Source organism: Bradyrhizobium sp. ORS 278, from assembly GCF_000026145.1.
Taxonomy (GTDB): domain Bacteria; phylum Pseudomonadota; class Alphaproteobacteria; order Rhizobiales; family Xanthobacteraceae; genus Bradyrhizobium.
The window spans coordinates 6,584,098-6,605,355 of the sequence record NC_009445.1; the positions used below are offsets into that span (position 1 = coordinate 6,584,098).

At 66.7% G+C, this 21,258-nt stretch carries 21 protein-coding genes; 8 read left to right on the top strand and 13 right to left on the bottom strand.

Annotated features, from left to right (window positions below; translation table 11 throughout):
* Positions 1-140 precede the first annotated feature (140 nt).
* Positions 141-2,756, top strand: a complete 2,616-nt coding sequence (locus tag BRADO_RS29405) for a spermidine synthase (RefSeq protein ID WP_012029849.1) — start codon at positions 141-143, stop codon at positions 2,754-2,756.
* Positions 2,757-2,762: 6 nt separating this feature from the next.
* On the opposite strand, the gene BRADO_RS29410 is transcribed toward BRADO_RS29405, so the two are convergent.
* The 3 genes from BRADO_RS29410 to BRADO_RS29420 form a co-directional block, all read right to left on the bottom strand.
* Positions 2,763-3,386 (bottom strand): 2OG-Fe(II) oxygenase family protein, encoded by a 624-nt coding sequence (locus BRADO_RS29410; protein WP_041757815.1) that lies wholly within the window; start codon positions 3,384-3,386, stop codon positions 2,763-2,765.
* Positions 3,387-3,462: 76 nt separating this feature from the next.
* A complete protein-coding gene (locus tag BRADO_RS29415; RefSeq protein ID WP_012029851.1) occupies positions 3,463-3,792 on the bottom strand; it encodes a hypothetical protein in 330 nt (109 codons plus the stop codon).
* Between the two features lie 111 nt (positions 3,793-3,903).
* A complete protein-coding gene (locus BRADO_RS29420; RefSeq protein ID WP_012029852.1) occupies positions 3,904-5,925 on the bottom strand; it encodes a hypothetical protein in 2,022 nt (673 codons plus the stop codon).
* Between the two features lie 277 nt (positions 5,926-6,202).
* On the opposite strand from BRADO_RS29420, the gene BRADO_RS29425 reads away from it, so the two are divergent.
* From BRADO_RS29425 to BRADO_RS29445, 5 genes are read left to right on the top strand one after another with little or no spacing between them, the layout of a single operon-like run.
* Positions 6,203-7,096 carry a peptidyl-prolyl cis-trans isomerase gene (locus BRADO_RS29425; protein WP_041757117.1) on the top strand — a complete coding sequence of 298 codons (894 nt, stop codon included), beginning with the start codon at positions 6,203-6,205 and terminating at the stop codon, positions 7,094-7,096.
* Positions 7,093-8,073: a HupE/UreJ family protein gene (locus BRADO_RS29430; protein WP_012029854.1), complete on the top strand. Its 981-nt coding sequence runs from the start codon at positions 7,093-7,095 to the stop codon at positions 8,071-8,073. Before BRADO_RS29425 ends, BRADO_RS29430 begins: the two co-directional genes overlap by 4 nt.
* A gap of 17 nt (positions 8,074-8,090) precedes the next feature.
* Complete coding sequence (locus BRADO_RS29435; protein ID WP_012029855.1) at positions 8,091-8,702, top strand: HupE/UreJ family protein; 612 nt, start codon at positions 8,091-8,093, stop codon at positions 8,700-8,702.
* The gene (locus tag BRADO_RS29440; protein ID WP_012029856.1) at positions 8,699-9,319 is read left to right on the top strand and encodes a HupE/UreJ family protein; all 621 of its coding nucleotides are present in this window, start codon (positions 8,699-8,701) and stop codon (positions 9,317-9,319) included. Before BRADO_RS29435 ends, BRADO_RS29440 begins: the two co-directional genes overlap by 4 nt.
* A 44-nt stretch (positions 9,320-9,363) precedes the next feature.
* Positions 9,364-9,855 carry an A24 family peptidase gene (locus BRADO_RS29445; RefSeq protein WP_050781052.1) on the top strand — a complete coding sequence of 164 codons (492 nt, stop codon included), beginning with the start codon at positions 9,364-9,366 and terminating at the stop codon, positions 9,853-9,855.
* Between the two features lie 15 nt (positions 9,856-9,870).
* On the opposite strand, the gene BRADO_RS29450 is transcribed toward BRADO_RS29445, so the two are convergent.
* From BRADO_RS29450 to BRADO_RS29495, 10 genes are read right to left on the bottom strand one after another with little or no spacing between them, the layout of a single operon-like run.
* Positions 9,871-10,494, bottom strand: a complete 624-nt coding sequence (locus BRADO_RS29450) for a hypothetical protein (RefSeq protein ID WP_041757118.1) — start codon at positions 10,492-10,494, stop codon at positions 9,871-9,873.
* Entirely contained in the window at positions 10,494-11,051 is a 558-nt protein-coding gene (gene gspM / locus BRADO_RS29455; protein WP_012029859.1) for a type II secretion system protein GspM, read from the bottom strand. Before gspM ends, BRADO_RS29450 begins: the two co-directional genes overlap by 1 nt.
* Positions 11,048-12,124, bottom strand: a complete 1,077-nt coding sequence (locus BRADO_RS29460) for a PilN domain-containing protein (protein WP_012029860.1) — start codon at positions 12,122-12,124, stop codon at positions 11,048-11,050. The genes gspM and BRADO_RS29460 overlap by 4 nt, the downstream gene beginning before the upstream one ends.
* Positions 12,121-13,065 carry a general secretion pathway protein GspK gene (locus BRADO_RS29465; protein ID WP_012029861.1) on the bottom strand — a complete coding sequence of 315 codons (945 nt, stop codon included), beginning with the start codon at positions 13,063-13,065 and terminating at the stop codon, positions 12,121-12,123. Before BRADO_RS29465 ends, BRADO_RS29460 begins: the two co-directional genes overlap by 4 nt.
* Positions 13,065-13,784, bottom strand: coding sequence for a type II secretion system protein J (locus BRADO_RS29470; protein ID WP_012029862.1), 720 nt, complete (start codon positions 13,782-13,784; stop codon positions 13,065-13,067). The genes BRADO_RS29465 and BRADO_RS29470 overlap by 1 nt, the downstream gene beginning before the upstream one ends.
* Positions 13,781-14,188, bottom strand: a complete 408-nt coding sequence (locus BRADO_RS29475; protein ID WP_012029863.1) for a prepilin-type N-terminal cleavage/methylation domain-containing protein — start codon at positions 14,186-14,188, stop codon at positions 13,781-13,783. The genes BRADO_RS29470 and BRADO_RS29475 overlap by 4 nt, the downstream gene beginning before the upstream one ends.
* 4 nt (positions 14,189-14,192) lie before the next feature.
* Positions 14,193-14,654 (bottom strand): prepilin-type N-terminal cleavage/methylation domain-containing protein, encoded by a 462-nt coding sequence (locus BRADO_RS29480; RefSeq protein WP_012029864.1) that lies wholly within the window; start codon positions 14,652-14,654, stop codon positions 14,193-14,195.
* Positions 14,647-15,123 (bottom strand): type II secretion system major pseudopilin GspG, encoded by a 477-nt coding sequence (gspG, locus tag BRADO_RS29485; RefSeq protein ID WP_012029865.1) that lies wholly within the window; start codon positions 15,121-15,123, stop codon positions 14,647-14,649. The genes BRADO_RS29480 and gspG overlap by 8 nt, the downstream gene beginning before the upstream one ends.
* A 20-nt stretch (positions 15,124-15,143) precedes the next feature.
* Positions 15,144-16,352 (bottom strand): type II secretion system F family protein, encoded by a 1,209-nt coding sequence (locus BRADO_RS29490; protein WP_012029866.1) that lies wholly within the window; start codon positions 16,350-16,352, stop codon positions 15,144-15,146.
* An 8-nt stretch (positions 16,353-16,360) separates the two neighbouring features.
* Positions 16,361-18,013: a GspE/PulE family protein gene (locus BRADO_RS29495; protein ID WP_012029867.1), complete on the bottom strand. Its 1,653-nt coding sequence runs from the start codon at positions 18,011-18,013 to the stop codon at positions 16,361-16,363.
* A 251-nt stretch (positions 18,014-18,264) separates the two neighbouring features.
* Here BRADO_RS29495 and gspD point away from each other — a divergent pair, with 251 nt between their 5' ends.
* Positions 18,265-20,571 carry a type II secretion system secretin GspD gene (gspD, locus tag BRADO_RS29500; protein ID WP_012029868.1) on the top strand — a complete coding sequence of 769 codons (2,307 nt, stop codon included), beginning with the start codon at positions 18,265-18,267 and terminating at the stop codon, positions 20,569-20,571.
* Positions 20,543-21,088: a tetratricopeptide repeat protein gene (locus tag BRADO_RS29505; protein WP_050781053.1), complete on the top strand. Its 546-nt coding sequence runs from the start codon at positions 20,543-20,545 to the stop codon at positions 21,086-21,088. The genes gspD and BRADO_RS29505 overlap by 29 nt, the downstream gene beginning before the upstream one ends.
* The last annotated feature ends 170 nt before the right edge of the window (positions 21,089-21,258 follow it).

Consider the following 21,258-nt stretch of genomic DNA (forward strand, 5'->3'; position numbering starts at 1 on the left):
CCACCGTCACGAAACTTCAACAGAAGGAAGCCGTCTCGGAGCGATCGTGGTGCCACGAAACTTGACGTCGCGCGCGGTCCTGAAGCCGGCCCGGCGAGCCGCGCTCGACGACAGATCACGCAGACCACAGAGATCGTCTCTTGACCGAAGCCCTTGATGCAAATCCGCGCGCTGCCGAGCTGATCAAGAGGACGCCAGACCTGCGGACCTCGCAGGCGAGCACCATCGGCCAACCGCCGCTCAAGGCCTTGCAGCTGCTCACCGCCGCCTCCGGCCTCGCCGGCCTGGGCTACGAGATCGTCTGGACCCGGCAGCTAGCGCTCGCGCTGGGCACGGAGATGATGGCGGTGCTCGGCGCGATCGCCGGCTTCTTCGCCGGCCTCGCGCTCGGGGCTTTCGTCCTCGATCGCCACATTCGCCAGGCGCCGCAGGCGCATCGGGTCTACGCCATTCTGGAGGCGGTCATTGGCGTCTGGGGTGTGTGCGCGATCTGGCTGCTGCCGGCGAGCGCTCGCGCGCTCGCGCCGCTGCTGGGCACTTCCCCCTCACCGGTGCTGCTGTGGACTGCAAGCTTCCTGCTGCCGACGCTGGTGCTGCTGCCGGCGACGGTGGCGATGGGCGGTACGCTCACGGCGCTCGAGCGGATGATGTCGGCCGCGCGTGGCGACGGCACGGTCAGCGCGGGCGTTTATGGCGCGAACACCGCCGGCGCCGTAGCCGGCACGCTGCTGTCGACCTTCGTGCTGATCCCGACGCTTGGGCTCGCGACGACGCTGCTCGTGCTCGCGGCTGTCAACGCAGCCTGTGCGTTGATAGCGCTGCGGCTCGGCCGCTCCGCGAACGCAGCGGACCCCGAGCCCGATCAGCGTCGCAGGATGCCCGGCTTGCGCGTCACCGTGACGCTGTTCGTCACCGGCATCCTCGGCATCGCGTTCGAAGTGCTGGTGGTGCGCTTGGCCGCGCAGATGATGCAGGACACTGTCTATAGCTTCGCCTGCCTGCTGGCGGCCTATCTGCTCGGCACCGCCCTCGGCGGCCTCATCTGGCAGCGCGTCCGCCTCAGATTGGACGTGGGCACGCCGGGATTGCTCGCCGCGGTCGCTCTCGCCTGTCTCGGCACGGCGCTGCTCGCGCCGGTGATGGCTGGTGTTGCCGACCAGATCACCGATTATGGTGTCACCGGCGAACTCGGCATCGCATTGCTGCTGTTTCTGCTGCCGTCCATGGCAATGGGCGCGCTGTTCGGCGAGCTGATGCAGCAGGTGCGCGACATCAACGGGTCGGTCGGCCGGGCGGTCGGCATCAACAGCGTGGGCGCGGCGATTGCGCCGCTCGTCGCGGCGCAACTGCTCATTCCGACATGCGGCAGCTGGCTGGCGCTGGTGCTGGTCGCACTTGCCTATCTGCTCCTGCTGCAGCCCAACCGGGCCGCGCTGCGCTTGGCCGTGGTGCCGGCGCTGCTCGGGCTCGCGCTCGTCTGGCGGCCGGCGCCGACGCTGGTCAAGGTACCGCCGGGCGGCAAGCTCCTCGCATTGCGCGAAGGACCGATGGCGACGGCCAGCGTCGTCGACGATGCCTCGGGCGCCCGCTATCTCGAGGTCAACGGCCATTTCAGGATGGGCGGCACCAGCTCCGCGCGCTCCGATTTCCGCCAGGCCGCGCTGCCGCTGCTGCTGCATCCGTCACCGCGCAACGCGCTGTTTCTCGGCGTCGGCACCGGCGCCACCGTGCTCGGCGGCGCGCAGATGCCGGAGGTCGACATCAAGGCCGTCGAGCTGTCGGCCGAGGTGGTGGCGCTGCTGCCGTGGTTCCCCAATCCCGCGGCGAAGCAGCCGATGCCCCCTGTCGCCGTGGCCGACGCGCGGCGCTTCGTCGTCGCGGATGACGCACATTACGACGTCATCGTCGCCGACCTGTTCCATCCCGCGCTGGACGGCAGCGGCGCGCTGTATACGCGCGAGCATTTCGATGCCGTGCGGCGGCGCCTCAGCGACGACGGCGTGTTCTGCCAATGGCTGCCGCTCTATCAGCTCGATGCGCCGTCGCTACGAGTCATCATCAGAAGCTTCCTTGACGTCTTCCCGGACGGCGCCGCGTGGCTGAACCATTACAGCGTGCGCACGCCGATGCTCGCGCTGATCGGGTCGCGCGCTCCGAAAGCGCTCGATCCCGACCGTCTCGCTGTCCGTCTCTCGGATCCGCGGCTGCGTCCGCTGCTCGGTCCGCTCGGCCTCGACCAGCCGATCGACCTGCTCGGCCAATATGTCGCCGGTCCGGCATCGCTTGCGCGCTTTGCAGGTCCCGGGGCCCTCAACACCGACGATTTTCCGTTCGTGACCTTCGATGCCCGGCGCAACGTCACCGCGCTGACCGCGCCGCCGTGGGAGCTGCTGCTGACCGTGATCGGTCAAGCCGGGACCGACGCAACCGAATTGCTCGATTCGACGCAGCGCGCCGCCTGGCAGCAGCGCCTCGCAGCCTATTGGCAGGCGCGCGACCGTTTCATTCGGGCCGGCGCATCGCTGTCCGGCGAGCCGCGCGGCGCGGCGTTGATCGCAGCCGCCGCACCCGGCCTGCTCGACGCGGTCCGCCTCAGCGCCGAGTTCGAGCCGGCCTATACGCCGCTCATCAGCATGGCCAGGTCGCTGCTCGCATCCGACAGGGCCGGCGCCGAGCGCCTGCTTGAAGCGATCGATGCCGCGGCGCCGTCGCGCCGCGACGCACGCGATCTGCTGTCACGAGAGTTCGGGAGATAGATGGGATCAGGTGCCGAAGCTGACGCGGTAGCCCCAGCAATCCAGGTGATCCGGGATCGCGTTGAACGCGATGGTGATGCGCTGATCGCCCTGATTGCGCGGCACCTCGTGATAGAGGTAGCTCGGGAACAGTACCAGGTCGCCGGGCTCCGCCTGCGGCAGAACATATTTGCCGGCGTTGAACGGGCCGACCGCGGCGCTGCGCGTATGATGGCGGAACGAGAAGTCGCTGCCGCCGGGCGGACGCACGAACACCGTGCGGCTGCCGGGATGCGAGGGCGTCAGATAGAAGATGCCGGAGATGAAGCTGTTGGCGTGGGCATGCAAAGTCTGGTTGCCGCCCGTCTCCAGCATATTCGTCCACATTTCCTTGACCGTCCAGTTCAGCTTCTCGCCGAACAGGAGCTCGCCGAAATCGACCAGCTTGGGCACGGCGAGTTCGGCGATGGTCTGGAACAGGTTGTTGGCGCGGGGATCGGCGACCTCGGTATGAAACAGCTGTCCCGAGCGCAGGTTGGTCTCGGTCTTGGCGCTGCGGATCGCCGCGACGGCCGCGTCCTTCAACTCCGCACTCAACAGCGCGGGCGAGCGCATCAGCGGTATCGGGAAGAGAGCTTCGATCTGGTCCATGCCTTGACTGCCTTGCACGCCTCGCAACCGCGCGGACAATGTGCCGAATTGCATGACAGAGCGATGACGGCAGACGTCAGCGCGACGGGATCTCGTCGGCGCGCAGAATGTTCAGCCGCTCGCCCGGCTTCAGGCTGTGCGGCCGCTCGCGTACCTCGAGCATCGCCTGCTCGGCCTTCTCGACGCAGTCGTCGAACTCGCCATTGCCGGCCTCGACCAGGGCCTGCTGAATGTCCCGCTCGGCGAAATAGCGCGACACGTCATCGGCCGGGAGGCTTGCGGCCAGAGCCCGCGCTTCTGCCACTGCGGCTTCACAGCTCTCCTTGGTCGGCTCATCGTCATGCGCCAACGCGCCAGCTGCCGAGAGAGCGAGCGCGGCGATGACAAAGCAGAGCATGCGGCACATGGGAGCATCCGAACACGGCTATTCCAAAGTCAAGGCGCCGGTTCGCGAACCGGCGCCAATCACGATTAGCAGATCCGGCGGGGCGACGCCCGCCGGATCGTTGCGGATCAATCAGTCGCGGTTGAAGGCCCAGCGACCCCAGTGGCCCCAGTGACCCCAATGATCCCAGTCGTGCCAGTGATGATGATCCCAAGCCAGCTTGCGCGCCAGCTCCGCATTCTTCTCGACAAGCAGTTCCGGCGTGCCGCGGGTGCGGACGAAGACCGGGTTCGCATAGAACCAGACGTTCGACCAGGCCTGCACGTCGTTGGTGACCTTCTTCACGCCGTTGACAACACCGAGGTGCGACGGGCACGCCGCGTCGGTGCAGCTGACATTGACGTTGTTGAGGTCGAGCAGCGGATTGCCGGCGCTGTCGGACACGTTCGGCGTGGCCGGCGGGATGTTGGTGCCGCGGGCGCGGATGTAGAACGGGGTGCTGCCCGCGGTGAAGGTGGTCCGGAAGCTGAGGCGGGTCGAACCATCGCGCAGTCTGTAGCTCTGCATCTTGGTCGCCTGGATCTGCTTCGCGATCTTCGCCGACGGATTGTAGACGATGGCCGCACCGGCGGTGCCGGCGGCATTGGCGACCGCATAGCCCGGAGCTCCCGGCGCGATCGGGCCGGTGATGTCACCGGTGATCAGATCGACGTGGTCGAGAGAGGGCTTGTTGAGCGGCTGCTTGACGCCGACCGGCAGCAGCAGCGGGTTGTTGAAGGTGTACGGGCTGTTGTTCGTGGCCGGGACGGTCATCTCCATCTCGAGCACGATCTTCTCGCCCGGACGAACCACCAGCGTCTCGCCCATCGTCTTCCAGTCGTCATCCCACTCGCCCTTGGCGCGGAACACCATGTCCGAGCCGATGATCTGGGCGTTCACCGAGTAGGAATTGCCCGAACGCATGCCGTCGATGATCGACTGCTGGTCGAAGCGCCGCTCGTTCGGAACGTAGAGGCGGGTGTATTCGCCAGGGATGAAGTCCGCCGTGGTGCTGGCATCGCGTGCACCATAGACGCCGCGGCTGTGCCAGTCGGAGCTCTGGAACACGAAGATGTTGCGTCCCTCGCCGAGCAGGCCGTCCCACAGGCCGCCGACCTTGGCGGTGTAGACGCCATGCATGCCGTAGGTGCCGCCGCCGACCGCGCCCGACTTGTACGATCCGGAGCCGCCGGTGAGGCCGCCTTCGGCCATGTGGCCCGGAGCCTCGATGCCGAACGCCACCGTCGGGCCGGCATTGTTGAAGTCGCGGAAGTGCTCGATGTTGTAGCCGGCGGTGCCGGTCGCGTTGAACGGTCCCTGACGCTCGGTGTGGGTCGGGATCGCGTAGGACTGCAGCGGATACTTCGCCTGCAGCCAGGTGATGCCGGCGAGCGCCTTCCCGTGACCGGCGGTGCCGGAGTTGTTCACATTGTCCTTGCCGGTCCAGATCGGGTTGTTGCTGGCATCGACCGGACCAATCGCGTCGGTGTCGGCGCGGTCGTAGCGGTATTCGAACTCGGCCATCTTGTCGGCATTGCCGTAGCCGCGGGGATTCTGACCGGCGATGACTGCAACGTCGGTGTGCTCGTGACCCGGAACGATCCATTCCAGACCTTCGACCAGCACCTTGTTATAGGTGGCGGTACGCGCGACGATGGTCGGATACTCGATCTCCTGGATCGACTGCCAACGCCACATCGTGGCGCCCGTGTCGGTGCCGTTCGGCGTGCCCTTCAGGCTGGTGATGGTGATGCCGTCGATGGTCTTGCCGAGCGTCTGGCTCCAATAGGTGGTGGTGTCACCCGGGATGTTGGCGCTCGTATCGCTGAAGCGGCAGTCGCGGTTGCCGGAGCCGCCGTGGTTGCCGAGCGTGAACCAGTCGAGGTCAAAATTATTGCCGCCGGCCGCCGCCGTGCCCTTGCCGACTGCGCGATCGATCGAATAGCCCGCCGCCACCGAGCCGTCGGTGCAGGTGTTGTGGTTGTGCATGTCGCCAGCGACATACGGATTGTTCTTGCTCGTCTCCCCCCAACGTTCGCCCGCGTCGGCGCTCTGCGACAGAGCCAGCGATACCGAGGCCGCTGTCAGCAGGATTTTCTTGGCAGATGGAACCATGTCGTTGCCCCTGAAGAATTCGATCGAGTCAAAATGTTGATGACAACGCGAGTAATGCGCTGTCTTTTCGCGTGGCGACCAAACCAAAACTCGGAGACAGTTTGTTGAAGGATTTATTTTTACCGATGCTGCTCCACGATGTTCGCGCGCCGTAGCACTTGCGAAATTTTTGTGACAGCGCGGATTGTCCGGTGACAACGGCGAGTGCGGCGTTGCATAACCCCGCCGCGCCAATGAGCGCGGTCCGAATTGTAAAGATTTGATGTCAGCTCCTGTCATGTCGAACGCGGCGACTTTCGAGAGCGCCTCCGCAGGCGCCAATCCGCAAGATGGCCATCGCGAGCTTCACGATCTCAGCGATTCGTCACGGCCGAAATCCGGCGTCGTGCGCGGACTGCTCAGGGAGCCGCTGCTGCACTTCCTCGTTCTCGGCGGCCTCATTTTTGCAGCTGACGCGATCATGCATCCGCCGGCCAAGGACGAGAAGGTCATCACCGTGACCAAGGCGCTGCGCCAGTCCTTCATCGACACCTTCGACGAAGACAAGCAGCGGGTGCCGAGCGAGGCCGAGCTGCAGAAGATGACCGAGGCCTGGGTAGCCAGCGAGATCCTTTATAGAGAGGGCAAGCTGCTCGGCGTCGATCGCGGCGACGAGATGATCCGCGACCGCGTCGCCTTCAAGCTGCAATATCTGATCTTCGATCAGGTCCGCGTCCCGCAGCCGACCGACGAGCAGCTCCAGGCCTGGTTCGCGGAGAATCACGCGCGGTTCGACGAGCCCGAGCGCGTCAGCTTCTTCATGACGCCGCCGAGCGACGAGGCCACGGCGCGACGTGCTCTCGACGACATCCGCGAACAGCGCGAAACGGAGGAGCTGCGCGACCAGACCCGCGCCATTCTCGATCGCCCCGTCCCGAGCCTTGCCGACGGCTTCGGTCAGAGCTTCCGTGACAACCTCCTCAAGCTGCCGCTGCAGGAATGGACGCTGCTGCAGTCTAAGGACGGCTGGCATGTGGTGCGTCTCGACGCCCGCAAGCCCGGCGCGCTGGCCAAGTTCGAGGACATCCGCGCCGAGGCCGCCAAGATCTGGACCACGGAGGAAACGCGCAAACAGGCCTGGGAGGCGGTGAACCGGCTCAAGGCCAACTACACGATCAGGTACGAGCCGTGAGCGGCTGGCGCGCGCTTATCCTCGTATTGCTCGCGCTCGCCGCACCTCTGCTGTCGCGGCCTGCCGCCGCGCATCAGGCGACCCTCGCCGTGCTGGAATTCCGCGAGATGCGTCCCGGCATCTATATCGGACGCTGGACGACCTTGCCGAAGGACGGCGAGAACCGCATCGAGCTCAAGATGCCCGCGCATTGCTTCCTGCGGCTGCCCGAGCTCAATTGCGGCGGCAAGGGCCTGGTCGGGCAGATGACCATCACCAATCTCGGCGAGGACTTGTCGGCGGCCATCATCCGAGTCACCTCGCTGGACGGCGATACCAAGAGCTACACGATCTCGGCGGCCAACCCGGTCGTCACCGTGCTCGGAACCGGCGCGCCGACCTTGGAGACCTGGCTCGAACTCGCCAAGACCTATGTGAATCTCGGTATCGACCACATCCTGCTCGGTGCCGATCACTTGTTGTTCGTGCTCGGCCTGATCTGGATCGTACAGGGCGGCTGGCGGCTATTCCAGACAATCACGGCGTTCACGATCGGACACAGCGTCTCGCTGGCGGCAACCGCGTTCGGATGGATCGGCGTGCCGGAAGGTCCGTTGAACGCCTGCATCGCGCTGAGCATCGTGTTCGTCGGCGTCGAGATCGTGAAGCAGCAGCGTGGCGAGATTGGGCTCACCGCCCGCTATCCGTGGGCTGTTGCCGCTGGATTCGGGCTGGTGCACGGCATCGGCTTTGCGAGCGCGCTGGCCGGCCTTGGTCTCGAGCGGCGCATCCTGCCGGCGGCGCTGCTGTTCTTCAATGTCGGCGTCGAGATCGGACAGATCCTGTTCGTGACGCTGGTGCTCGCGCTGATCTGGGCGCACCGTCGGCTCGGCGCCGTCATTCCGAGCTGGGGCGCGGAGCTGCCGGCCTATGCGATCGGCTCGGTGTCGATGTTCTGGTTCCTGGGCCGCCTCGTGCGCGTACTGGCCGCCGCATGACAACACAGAGAGCTGGCATGAACGGCCGTAAAATTGTGCAAAGCGTCGCTACCCTCGCGCTGGTCACGGCGCTGAGCGCGAGCCCATCACTGGCCCATGAGCAGAGCGGGGTCGGCGGCGGCCTTGCCAGCGGATTGCTGCATCCGTTGACCGGGCTGGATCACCTCGTGGCCATGGTGGCTGTGGGCATCTGGGGCGCGCAGCTCGGCGGCGTCGCGATCTGGGTGCTGCCGATCGTGTTTCCGCTGGTGATGGCGTTCGGCGCGGTGCTGGGCATCCTCCACATCGGCCTTCCAGTTCCCGAGCTGGTGATTGCGCTGTCCGGGCTGATCCTGGGCCTCGCCGTCGCCCTGCGCGTTCGCGTGCCCTTCGCGGTGGCGGCGGCGATCATAGCGATCTTCGCCATCTTCCATGGTCATGCGCATGGCGCCGAGCTTCCGGGCTCGGCCAATCCGCTGGCCTATGGCTGCGGCTTCGTGGTCGCGACCGGTTTGCTCCATGCCTGCGGCATCACGATCGGCGCGCTCGCGCGCTGGCCGGGTGGCGAGCGGATCATCCAGGGCATCGGCGCCGCGATCGCCGCGCTTGGCGGCTATTTCCTGGTCGCGAGCCTTGGAGTGGCGGCATGACTGCGCGTTTGAGAACCGCTCTGCTGGCTTCGCTGGCGCTGCTGATGCAGAGCCAGATCGCCGACGCGCATATCGTCTCCGCCCGGTTGGGCGACTTCTATGCCGGCGCGCTGCATCCGCTTCTCACCTTGCAGGACGTGCTGATCTGGGCGGCGCTCGGACTGCTGGCGGGCTCGATCAGCGCGGCGAGCGGCCGATGGCTCGTGCTCGTGTTTCCGCTCGGCCTCTGCAGCGGGCTTGCGCTCGCGACGACGGCGGGCCTCGGCCCGTCGTCCCCGCTGATCGATGCGGCGACGATTCTCGTTCTCGGCCTGCTGCTGGTCGCCGCGTTGCGCATTCCAGCCGCCCTGCTCTGTCTGATTGCGTTTGCGCTTGGCGTCATGCGTGGCGCGGTCAATGCCGGCGAGCTTCTGCCGCAGACCGACCGGCTGCTCTATGCCGCCGGCCTCGCCAGCGCGGGCTATGTCGTGATCACGCTGGTGATGGCGCTGGCGTTGACGTTCCGGCGTCCCGATACCGCACCTGTATCGAGCTGGCGCGGCATCGCGGTCCGCGCCGTCGGCGGCTGGGTCGCCGCGATCGGCCTGATGATGGCTGGACTATCGCTGGCGGCCTGAGCATGGCAATGCTGCGGCCATCGAGGATCGAAGTTCGAGATCGCGTGACCGACTCCATCGCCAGCATCTGCATCATCGTCCTGCTTCTGGCCTGCGCCGGACTGATCTGGACCGATCTGCGCGAGGGCCTGCTGCCGGACTGGATGAATGCGCTGGTGGCGGCGAGCGGGTTGGTCCGGACCGTCGTGCTCACCGATCTCCCGCAGGCCTTGTGGGATATCGCCGCGGCCCTGGCCGTCGGCGCCGCACTGCTGTTGCTGCGCCGTCTTTACCTGATCGCACGAGGCCGCCAGGGGCTGGGTCTCGGCGACGTCAAATTTCTGATGGCCGCGACGCTCTGGGCCGGCCTGCCCGGTCTTCCGATCCTGCTGCTGATCGCCACGATGACGGCGCTTGTCGCTGTGCTCTTTCTTAGGATGCGCGGCCAAAGCATGACGGGCGAGACCGCGTTGCCGTTCGGCCCGTTCCTGGTCATCGGCCTTCTCAGCGTGCTTGTCCTGCAGACATGGGGAGGCGATTGGATCATTGCGTCGTGACGTCGGCGGCGTCGCTCAACGCGCACGGCGCGCCATCCGCTCGCGTGGCGCAGGTGAGGCCGGCGTCACGCCGCCGGTCTGCACATCGCCCTCTCCGGCCTGCGGCATCGGCAAGGTCACCATTTCCGCGTCCTTCTGCAAGGTCACCTGTCGCGACCTCACGGATTGCAGCAGCCAGCCATCGTGCTCGGCCCCGAGCCGCAGACGGAGGGAGGCCTGGGAGGACGGATCGAGGAAGATGCCGAAACTCTCCTCATCGCTGACCACCGTGCCGACGAGCTGCAGATTCGGCCGCTCCGGCTCCCGCGGTGGAGGCGGCGGCGGCTCGCGCGTCGCCATCACAGGGGCAGCCATCACAGGCGGCGGGCGGCGCGACGGCGAGAAGATCGGACGATCGCGCGTCGCCGACAGCACCGTGAGGGGAAGGTCCCACAGCGGATTGATGCTTCGCGCCGTCGGTGCCGCGCCTGGGGCATGCGGCGCGGGCAGCGAACCAACTGCCTGTGGCTCGACATCATGGCTTGCGGACGCGGCAGTCTCGGGCGCATCGCCGTCCTCCGACCAGGCGAGGTCGACGGAGCTGCCGAGAACGGAGGCGAGCACCAGCGCCACGAGGCGTGATCCGACGAATGACCGCATCACATCTGTCCTTGCCATTGTCCCGACACGGTGACCAGCACGCGCAGCCGCCCTGCCCCGCTCGCCGCCTCCGCCAGCGACTGCTGCACATGAAGCTGATCGACGAACAGGAACGGCAGCCCGGCCTCGAGATCATAGAGCAGCTGCTGCAGGGCCGGCTGCTCGAGCTCGCAACTGGCGACCACGCTGATCATGTTGCTCGTCGCGCGCGCCGCGGGCAGATCGACCTGGGTCGACAACACATTGCCGCCGACCTTGGCGACCGCCTCGGTGAGACGCTGGACCAGCGTCGCGCCCGCAATCGTCACCGTCCGGCCTTCGACGAAGACGGATCCTCCCGGCGTCGCGAGACTGCCACCCGCTGCACCCGGCCGCTTGCGCCCCGAGAACTGCGCCAGTTGCGCGCTGCTATCGCCGAGCTGGTCACGTTTCGCCGCGAGATCGATCACGGCCGATGCGCCGAGCCAGATCAACGCAACCGTGGTCAAGGCGTAGATGAGCGCCGCCACGGCCGGCGTGCCGACGAAGATCCGGCGCAGCGATGCCATGAAGCTCATGCCCGGTCTCCAAAATAGGCGTTGATCCGCGCCTCGATGTGGAAGCGCTCGCCCGCTTCGCCGGCCGACCGCGTGGTCGGCGCGTAGAAGGTAGCGCGGCTGAACTGCGGCGATTGCTCGATCAGACGGATCAGCGCCGGCGCGTCCTGCGTGAGGCCGGAGATCTGGAGGCGATCATTCTCGATGTGCAGCTCGGTCACATAGGTGCCATCCGGCAGGACCTTCGACAGCGTGTCGAGAACGATGACGCTGGCCGGGCTGGTCTGTTTGCGCTTGGCAAGAAGCCCGTCAGCGGCCACAGCGGCACCGATCACCGGCCGCAGCGCGGCGCGCAGCCGCGCGACCTCGGCCTGCGTATCATCGATCTCACGATCGAGATAGCCGCCGATCAGCGTCGACACCACCAGCATCACGGCCGTGATCGCAGCCACCGAAATCCAGCCGAGCTTGAGAACGCGCCCGAGATCGCGCCCACCCGCAAGGGACGACCGCAGTGATGCCTTGAAGACCTGAATTGGCACTCCATCCGGGGCTCCGTCGGCTACAAGTACGACGACCTTCGCCGCGCCCGCCGCGTCGGCAAACGCCAGCAGTGGCTGGACCAACGCGCGCGGCGTCGCCGCGAGCATGAGCGAAATCCGGTCACCCGCAGCCGCGCGCGGAGGACTGTAGCCGTAAAGTACCTGATCGAGGGTCCAGGGCGTGAACCTGCCGATCTGGGTGCGGATCATGCCCTCGAGAAATGGCTCCGCCTGCTTGGGAAAATCGAGTGGCCGCACCAGGACCGTCGCGGCGGCCAGACGAACTTCCATCGCGCAGCCGCGCAGCAGGCGCAGCCACTCGGCCGAGAGCTGGCCGCGTGCATCCTGCCCTGCGAGACTGATCGTCGCTGGCGGCAGCGACGGCTTGCCTTTCGGCGGCGCCTGCACCGTCAGGACGACGTTGTCCGGCGCATCATATCGAATGATGACGAGCGGCCGTCTGAGCTGTCGGTCGGCCGCCGACTCGATCGCAGTCGCAGCCGACGCGGTCCACGCCGTCAGCCCGTGTTCAATGCTCTCGGTGAGCTTCATGGCACCCATCGCGCCTGTCGCGCGCCCCTCGGTTGCGGTCCCTCATCCTGCCGCGCCAGCAGCCGATAGGGTTGCTCGCCGCCGCCAGGGACGATCACCGCCGTCGCCGCATGATGCAGCCCGCCCGCCGGACCGACGACGATGTGCAGGCGCACGGACTTGCTCTTGCCCTTCGCCGCGTCCTTCGCGGCCGGACCGAGGATCTTCGCCAAGCCGTCCGCATCCTGCGATGACGAGGCGCGCGAGTTGAGGAAGTCCTTCAGAATGAGCGGCGTCATGCCCGGCAACGCCGCGACCACCTCGGTCGGTGCAATCGTCGGGTCGATGCCCGGTGAGCCGTTGAAGACGGTGACGAACGGCAGCACGCGTTCGACCAGGAACGCGGGTAGGCCGAGCACGAGCGTGAGCTCGCCGACATGGGCGAACGGTGCCAGTCTCGGCACCCGCTTGAGCCCGGCCGCAGCGTAGCGTGCCTCCTCCGCCTGCGCCTTTGCCGCGTCAGCCGGCTTGGAGCGCCAGGCCATCACCCGCTCGGCATATTCGGTCGCGGCGTCCCGCTCACTGCCGACCGCGACGAAGAGATTTTCGAGCATGTCCCTCGGCGCAGTATTGAGATCGACCCGCGCCGCCTCGTTCACATAGGTCACGGCGATGTCGTTGCCGCCGAGCATGAGGCGAAAGCTGCCCTGCTTCGGCCGATCCTCATCCTTTGCCTGCAGCAAGCGGTAGGCGGACAACTCGATGCCGGCCGAGATCAGTGCGTCGGCTTCGACCGCGTCGTCCTCGAACCTGAGCAGACGCGCCGAGCTGCCCATCTGCTGCGACACGATCACGACGAGCGCCGCGAGCATGGCCAGCATCCACAGCGCCGCGATCAGGATAAAGCCGTCCTGTGCGCCGCGCTTTCGATCCGATCCGTGGCTTGAACAATGTCCCGGCATCAGTCGATCGGCTCGATCTTGGGCGCTTGCTTCGGCTCGGCCGTAGCCGGCGCGCCGTTCGTAGCAGCGGCAACGCCGTCGACCGAGCCGCCGCCGGCCGAATCGACGGCGATCTGCACCGCGCTGACAAGAACAGGCTCACCACCGCGGCTTTCGTCACGGACCGTCATCCGGACCGCAAACGGCAGTTTGGCCGCATCGCGCCATTCGCTCGCCCAGGCCATGGTCCGATCGGCATAGGCGAAAGACATGCGGAACGGGGCGGAAAGCAGCAGTACCGAATCGCCGAAGCGAGATTGGTCCGGGACAGACTGGCCGACAGGCATCGGCTCGAACGGCGCACGCAAGCGCAGCACCACGCGCTCGCTACGCGCACCACTCTCGCCGATCCTCACGATGTCGAGGCCGCGTCCAGCGTTCGGGCCAAGCTCACTGCGCACGAACATCGCGGAGAACTCCTGGCCGATGAACAAGGGCGCCTTCTGCTCGCGATTGGCGGAGACGAATTGCGCGGCGGCGAAATCATCACCGACCCGGCGCAACGCAGCGGCCAGCATTTCGGCCCGCTGCACGCGATCGAGCCCGCGCTTCCAGGCCGGCAGCCATTGCGAGGTCACCGCCAGCAACGCCGACAGCACGATTCCTGCGATGGCGAGCGCGCCGAGCGCCTCGATCAGCGCAAAGCCAGCCTCATACGCACGCCCCGATCGATTGCTCATCTGCGCGGCCCCTGCACCAGACGGACCGTCTGCATATTGGCAATCGCACCGGAGGCGGTCCTCACACGCAAGGTGACCATCTCCGGAATCCAGCCCTGTTGTCCCGCCGGCTCGCTCCAATCGCCACCGAGCGGGCTGATCTGCAGCGCGACCGAGCCTGAGCCTGATCGCTGATCGGCGCTCCCTGGCTGCAGGCGGCTGCGATCCGACAGCAATGTCGCCAGCGCCAGTCTCGCATCGCTGACGAGGGTGACGTGCTGCTCGAGCTTGCGGACGCTGGTCACATTGCGCGCGACGACGGCTCCGATCGCAACGATCGATACGCTCACGACGGCGAGCGCGACCAGCACCTCGATCAGCGTGAAGCCGGCCTCTCTCAATCGATGTCCGGATCGATCAGCCATGCGATCAACCATGCGCAAGTCCGCGCGAAACAATGTCGATGTGACCCGTGAGCCAGTTGACGCGGATCTCCAGGCTGAGATCGGCCCGGGACATCGTGATCGCGCCGCCGCAGGATAGGCCGTCGGGAAAGAAGCTGATCGTGGCTCGCACCGGACGTTGCTGACAGCTGCGCGGCAGCGTCGCCTGGAAGGCAACGTCGTCCGGCAGCTTCAGCGCGGGACCCGTTCCGGCGCGGATCAGCCGTCGCGACGTATCGATCTGCGTGTCGATCCGCATTCCGCTACGCATCGATGCGGCGCGGTCGGATTTGAGCAGCGTGACCGCCTGCAGCGCATAGGCCTGCAGCCGCGGCCGCGACGTCTGCCGTGGCAGATAGGGCAGCGCGACGGACGCCAGCATCGCGATGATTGCAAGCACGCAAACCATCTCGAGAAGCGTGAAGCCGCGCTGCCGCCCGTCACTCACCGCGCGCGCTCGTCTGTGTTCCCAGAACGATATCGGCCGCGGTGCCGGTGCCGCCTTCCTGGCCGTCGGCCCCGTAGGACAGGATGTCAAAGGGGCCGTGGTCGCCCGGTGCACGATACACATAGGCCGCGTTCCACGGATCCTTCGGCACCGCTCCGCCCTTCAGATATGGCCCGTTCCACGTGTTCAAGCCGGCCGGACGCTGCGCAAGCGCGGCGAGACCCTCCGAGGTCGAGGGATAGCGGCCGACGTCGAGATAGAACAGATCGAGCGCGCTGGAGAAGCTCTGCAACTGGATCCGCGCGGCCTTGGTCTTGGACTCGCTGAGATAATTGAGGACGCGCGGGCCGATCAGCCCCATGATCAAGCCGATGATGGTGATCACCACCAGCATCTCGACCAGCGTGAAGCCGCGCTCGCTCTCCCGGCGTGGATGCTTTGCCGGCGTGGTTTGCGTCATCGAGCTCATCTCATTCTCCTTGGACCAGGTCAGCCGACGAGTTGTGTGACCGAGAGCAGCGCCGTCATGATCGACACGATCAGGCCGCCGACGACGACGCTGATCAGCAGGATGGCGGCAGGGCCGACGATGCCGACGACGCGGTCGAGCGCGCGCTGCAGCTTGGCCTCGTAGAACTCGGCGATGCGGGTCGAGAGCGTCGGAAGCTGGCCGGTCTCCTCGCCGAGCCGCAGCATGCGCAGCGCCATCGGCGGCAGCATGTCGTCGGCCGACAGCGCCTGGGACAGCTTGCCGCCGTGGCGCACGCGATCGGCGGCGGCCGACCAGGGCGCGCGCGACGAGGTCACCGCCATCACATCGACCAGGATGCGCAAGGCCGCGCTCAGCGTCACTCCGCAGCCGAGCAGCAAACCGAGATTGCGGCAGAACAGGCTCGTTCGATAGAAGGTGAGAATGCCGCCGATGCCGGGCAGCACCGCAAGGCCACTGGTCAGAGCAGCGCGAACGTTGGCCTGGCGCAGCAGCCACCAGCCGGCCACCAGCAGCGCCGCACAACCAAGCGTGATCACGGCGGCGTTGTCGCGCAGGATATCGGATAGCGACATGAAGAAGCCCAGCGCGGTGTCGGCGCGGCCGCCGAAATCGCGCAGCACGGCGGAGAAATTCGGCAGCACGGCCACGAGGAAGAACAGCATCACGCCGATCGCAGCCAGGAATACGAAAGCGGGGTACTGCATCGCGTCGGTCAGCTTGCGGCGCGTCGCCTCGGAGCGCTCGCGTTCGCCGGCAAGTGCGGTCAGCACCTGATCGAGCGTTCCCGAGGCCTCGCCCACGCGCATCAGCGCGACATACATCGGTGAGAACAACAAGGGCTGAGCGGCCGCGGCGTCGGCAAAGCTCTCGCCGCTCATGATGGCCGCCCGCAGCCGCGCGACCACCGGCCGGAGCCGGCCGATGTCGGAATCGTTCGAAAGCAGATCGAGGGCATCGTCGAGCCGCGCGCCGGCCTTGAGCAGCAATGCGAGATCGCGGGTGAAGGTGGTCACATCGACTGCGGACGGACCGCCGAACGACAGTCCGGCTGATGACGCGGTCCTGGCCTTCTCTTCGACCGTCTCGATCGGAAGCAGCTGGAGATAGGAGATGCGGCGCTCGACCTCGCCGCGCGACGGCGCATCGAGCGATCCGACGACGATCTCGCCGGACTGTGTCAAAGCGCGATAGCGGTAGCTCGGCACGATCCACCTCAACGCACGACGAGGACACGGAACAGTTCGGACGCCGAGGTGACGCCGGCGCGGCATTTGGCGACCCCGTCGTCGAGCATCGTCGTCATGCCCTCCTGGATCGCCCGCCGGTCGATCGCGAGACCATCGGCGCTGTCGGCGATCAGCTCGCGCAGGCCGGAGGTCAGCTCAAGCAGCTCGAACACGCCGACCCGGCCACGGTAGCCGCTGTGGCCGCAGCGCTCGCATCCCGCCGGATACCAGACGATGTCGCCGGGCACGAGGCCGACATGGCTGTAGCGGGGATCATCCCGGCACGTCGCCTCATCCAGCGGACGCGCCGTCTTGCAGTGCTCGCACAGCTGACGCACGAGGCGCTGGGCAATGACCGCGCGCAGGGTCGATCGCAACAGATAGCCCTCGACGCCGAGATCGAGCAGCCGCGGCACCGCGGCTGCCGCCGTCTCGGTGTGCAGCGTGGTCAGCACGAGATGGCCGGTCAGCGCCGCATGGATGGCGACATGCGCCGTCTCGCTGTCTCGGATCTCGCCGACCATGATGACATCGGGGTCCTGACGCACGAAGGAGCGCAGCGCGCTGGCGAAGGTCAGTCCGATCGCCGGCTTGATCTGCGACTGGTTGATGCCGGGGATCTCGTATTCCACGGGATCCTCGACGGTGAGAATCTTGCGCTCGGGGGTGTTGAGCATCGACAGGATCGTCGCCAGCGTCGTGGTCTTGCCGCTGCCAGTCGGTCCGGTGATCACGATCATGCCGTGCGGCAGCGTGATCAGGCGCCGCAGCGCGGCGTCGTCCCGCGCGGACAGCCCCAGACGATTCGCGACCAGTTGCGACCGATCCTTGGGCAAGATGCGCAGCACCGCCGACTCGCCGGCCTGCGTCGGCATGATGGCGACGCGGACATCGATCTCGGTACGGCCGGCGCGAATGCGCGCGGCACCATCCTGTGGCAGCCGACGCTCGGCAATGTTCAATCCGGCAACGATCTTGATGCGCGAGATTACGGCCTGCGGCAGCACGCCCGCCGGCGCCGCGATCGGGCGCAGCAGGCCGTCGACGCGCAGTCTGACCACGAGACCGGTCGAGAACGGCTCGATGTGGATGTCGCTGGCGCGCATCTCGACCGCCTTCTCGATCAGATCGTTGACGGCGCGGACGACCGGCGCGCCGCTGGCGAGATCGCGCAGGCTTTCGACGTCGTCGTCGCGCAGCTCCTGCTGAGGGGAGATTTCCGAATCGTCGGTGCCGCCGAGGCGCTGGTCGAGGACGACGGCGACATCCTCGTACGAGGCGACCTTGAAGACCGTCGCCGGACCGAGCACGAGCTCGGCCGCTCTGCGGACCGCCTGATCGGTCGGATCGGCGACTGCGAACACGGCGACGCGTTCGGGCGTCTGATAGGGATAACCGGCCACCTCGCGCAGGAAGCGATCGGAGAACTCTGCCGTTGCCGGAACGGCCGCGAGCAGCTCGCGCAACGAGACGCGCTCCAACCCGGTGAAGCGAGCCGCCTCCTCGGCGAACGCCTCGGCGCTCAGGCCGAACTTGTCCCAGAGCGCGACCTGTGCCTCGCCCGCAGCTCCGCTGTCAGCCGCCTGCGGGTGGCGCTGGGAGAGATAGTCGTGAAACTGGGTCGACAGCATACCGCTCATGGCGTGATCCGGTGGCGCCCGTGCCGGCCCCTGGTCTCGGCACCCCGCTCCTGGCTGCCGCCGTTATCGATCGCGAACATGACGGCTGTACGAAATCGGGGCGCCGACATTTCGGACACACACGACGCGCAAAGGCCGGCGGCTCGCGGCGGATATACATAAGTGTCACATTGGACCGCTATGCAGATTGCAAGGCCCGGACGGGACGCGCTCACGTCTCGGCCGGTCAACATGAGTAGGTCGGCAAGTCCATGTTTTGTATCGGCAATCGAAGCCTCTTTGCTGCGGTTGCCCGGCAGGCGTCGTTGCTCGCGATCGCGGTGATGCTTGCCTCGTGCAACATGGCCACGCTCAACTCGCAGGCCAGCGCGCCGGCGGATGTCGACGTGATCGACAAGGTCCGGTCGCTCGATATCCTGCCGCGAGACAACGTGCCGGTGGCCTCCATCCAGGGACGCCCGGAGGCGGAGCGCGCCAGCGCGCGGACCTATCCGGGCACGATGGTCCAGGAGGTCGCCGAGATCCGGCCGCAACCCGCAGGCGACGGCCGGGGTTACGATCTCAATTTCGAAAACACGCCGATCGCGCAGGTCGCAAAGGTCGTGATCGGCGACATTCTCGGCGCCGGCTACTCCATCGATCCGCGTGTGCAGGGCAGCGTCAGCCTGGTGTCGGCCCGGCCGGTGCCGAAGTCCGACATCCTGTTCGTGCTGGAGAGCGCGCTGCGCCTGTCGGGCGTGGTCCTGGTTCGCGAAGGCGGCGGCTACAAGCTGACGCCGCTGGGCGACGCCATCGGCGCCGGGCGCGTGGATGGCGAGGCGGCCCGGGCCGAGCCCGGCTACGGCGTCTCGGTGGTGCCGCTGCAATATGTCGGCGCGCAGACGATCCTGAAACTGATGGATAGCTTCGCCACCCGCGCCGGCAGTGTACGCGCGGATCCGACGCGCAACCTGCTGCTGATCCAGGGAACGGGTCCCGAGCGCCGTTCGGCGATCGAAACCGCGCTCAGCTTCGATGTCGACTGGATGCGCGGCCAATCGGTCGGTGTCTTCCCGGTCAGCAATTCCGCCCCGGAGCCGATTGTCGCCGAGCTCGAGAAGATCATGGACACCGGCGAGAACGGGCTCAGCCAGAACCTGGTCAAGCTGCAGGTCGTGAACCGTCTCAACGCGATCATGGTGGTGACGCGCAAGCCGGCGCTGCTGCAGAGCGCGGCAACCTGGATCCGGCGGCTCGATCAGGCCGACTCCGGGCGCAACAGCGTTCATGTCTACCGTATCCGTTACGGCGACGCCCGCCAATTGGCGAAGCTGCTCACCGACATGTTCGGCGGCGCCGGCTCGTCCTCCACAGACAGCACCGACAACCAGACTGCGCCGGGCTCCGACGGCACGACGACCTCGGTCGCCGACCGGCTGTCGTTCAACACCAACGCAGGCAACTCGACGAATTCGAGCGCCAATCCGTTGAGTCGGACGCAAGGCGCCGGCGGTCTCTCCGGCATGCAATCGTCGAGCCCATCGTCGTCCTCCAGCACCCCTTCCTCGACCGGGCTGGAGCCACGCAGCGGCGGCGCGGGGGGCGGCCAGCCGCTGATGCCCAATGTCCGCATCACCCCGGACACGGTGAACAACTCGCTGGTGATCTACGCCGACCGCGAGAGCTACCGAATCATCTCCAGCACGCTGCAGCAGCTCGACCAGCCGGTGCTGCAGGTCGGCATCGACGCCACGATCGCCGAGGTGACGCTCACCAACGAGCTGTCCTACGGCGTACAGGCCTATCTCTCGAGCAAGGTGCTCGGCCTCGGCACCGACAGGGGCTCGATCACGAACACGCAGACGACATCGGTGGCCACAGCGACGACGGCGGCTGCGACCACCGCACTCATCAACCGCGCCCTTCCCGGCTTCAACTTCCTGATCGGGCACGAGGCGTCGCCCAACATGATACTCGATGCGCTCCACACCGTGACCAGCGTCAAGGTGCTCTCCAATCCCTCGCTGGTCGTGATCAACAATCAGACCGCCACGCTGCAGGTCGGCGACGTCGTGCCGGTATCGACCGGCAGCGCAACCGTGCTGTCGTCGAGCAACACCGTCGTCAACACCATCGACTATCGCAACACCGGCATCATCCTGCGCGTCGTGCCGCGCATCGCCGCCAACGGCAACGTCCGGCTGGAGGTCGAGCAGGAGATCAGCAACGTCGCGGCGCAGACCGCCGCGAGCCTTACGCCGACGGTGTCGCAGCGCAAGGTCAAGAGCGCTATCTCCGTCGCCAACGGGCAGACGGTGCTGCTGGCAGGCTTGATCAGTGAGCAGCAGACCGGCAACCGCAACGGCATTCCCGGCTTCGACGAGATTCCCATTCTCGGTGACACGTTCTCGCACCAGGACAAGAAGGGCACGCGGACCGAGCTCATCATCTTCATCCGGCCGCAGATCATCCGCGACGGCAGCGATGCCCATCAGGTGGCCGAGGAACTCCGCTCCAAGCTCCGCGGATCGGTCGGAGCCAGCATCACGGATGATTTGCGTGTCCGCACCACTCGCTGAAACCGTCTCACTCATCCGATCGACCCGTGCGCTCGCCGTGGTCCTGGCCGCAACCGGTCTGCTGGTCGGAGCGGCGGCGTCTCCCGTGCGAGCGGATTCCGTCAGCGTGGCCCGCAGCGCCTATGCGCGCGGGGATTTCGTGCGCGCGGTTCGCGTACTCACACCACTGGCGCTGCATGGCGATCCCAGGGCCCAGGCGATGCTCGGCTTCATGTATGAGAACGGCTTCGGCACGCCGCAGGCCTACGAGGTAGCCAGCGACCTGTATTGCCAGGCCGCGACCGCCGGCAATCCGTTTGGCCAGGCCATGCTCGGCCTGATGTACGACAAGGGTCATGGCGTTCCGCAGGACGTCGTGCTCGCCTATAAATGGCTGAACCTCGCCGCCGGTCGTGCCAGCCCAGCGCAGCGCAGCTATTATCTGCGCCTGCGCAACGCCGTCGCTTCGAAGATGTCCACCAGCCAGATCGCGCAAGGGCAGGCGCTCGCGCTGAACTGGGCGCCGGGCCAGTTTTAGGCACCGCACCGGCTCGTTCGAGCGGATACGCGCGGGACCTTTGAAGCCGCTCGACGAACGACGCAGGGGATGCGTCGCGGGCTGATCGACTGCGCACCAGCTCGCGCACTTGATAGCACCACGAGTAACATCGGCTCTGCGCAATTCACAAATCCGAAGCATGACCGACA

Bases quoted from the DNA above. Each gene is read 5' to 3' on its own strand.
- BRADO_RS29410 (WP_041757815.1), bottom strand. From the start codon at position 3,386: ATGGACCAGATCGAAGCTCTCTTCCCGATACCGCTGATGCGCTCGCCC.
- BRADO_RS29415 (WP_012029851.1), bottom strand. From the start codon at position 3,792: ATGTGCCGCATGCTCTGCTTTGTCATCGCCGCGCTCGCTCTCTCGGCA.
- BRADO_RS29420 (WP_012029852.1), bottom strand. From the start codon at position 5,925: ATGGTTCCATCTGCCAAGAAAATCCTGCTGACAGCGGCCTCGGTATCG.
- BRADO_RS29425 (WP_041757117.1), top strand. From the start codon at position 6,203: ATGTCGAACGCGGCGACTTTCGAGAGCGCCTCCGCAGGCGCCAATCCG.
- BRADO_RS29435 (WP_012029855.1), top strand. From the start codon at position 8,091: ATGAACGGCCGTAAAATTGTGCAAAGCGTCGCTACCCTCGCGCTGGTC.
- BRADO_RS29440 (WP_012029856.1), top strand. From the start codon at position 8,699: ATGACTGCGCGTTTGAGAACCGCTCTGCTGGCTTCGCTGGCGCTGCTG.
- BRADO_RS29450 (WP_041757118.1), bottom strand. From the start codon at position 10,494: ATGCGGTCATTCGTCGGATCACGCCTCGTGGCGCTGGTGCTCGCCTCC.
- gspM (WP_012029859.1), bottom strand. From the start codon at position 11,051: ATGAGCTTCATGGCATCGCTGCGCCGGATCTTCGTCGGCACGCCGGCC.
- BRADO_RS29460 (WP_012029860.1), bottom strand. From the start codon at position 12,124: ATGAAGCTCACCGAGAGCATTGAACACGGGCTGACGGCGTGGACCGCG.
- BRADO_RS29465 (WP_012029861.1), bottom strand. From the start codon at position 13,065: ATGCCGGGACATTGTTCAAGCCACGGATCGGATCGAAAGCGCGGCGCA.
- BRADO_RS29470 (WP_012029862.1), bottom strand. From the start codon at position 13,784: ATGAGCAATCGATCGGGGCGTGCGTATGAGGCTGGCTTTGCGCTGATC.
- BRADO_RS29475 (WP_012029863.1), bottom strand. From the start codon at position 14,188: ATGGCTGATCGATCCGGACATCGATTGAGAGAGGCCGGCTTCACGCTG.
- gspG (WP_012029865.1), bottom strand. From the start codon at position 15,123: ATGAGCTCGATGACGCAAACCACGCCGGCAAAGCATCCACGCCGGGAG.
- BRADO_RS29495 (WP_012029867.1), bottom strand. From the start codon at position 18,013: ATGAGCGGTATGCTGTCGACCCAGTTTCACGACTATCTCTCCCAGCGC.
- gspD (WP_012029868.1), top strand. From the start codon at position 18,265: ATGTTTTGTATCGGCAATCGAAGCCTCTTTGCTGCGGTTGCCCGGCAG.
- BRADO_RS29505 (WP_050781053.1), top strand. From the start codon at position 20,543: ATGATTTGCGTGTCCGCACCACTCGCTGAAACCGTCTCACTCATCCGA.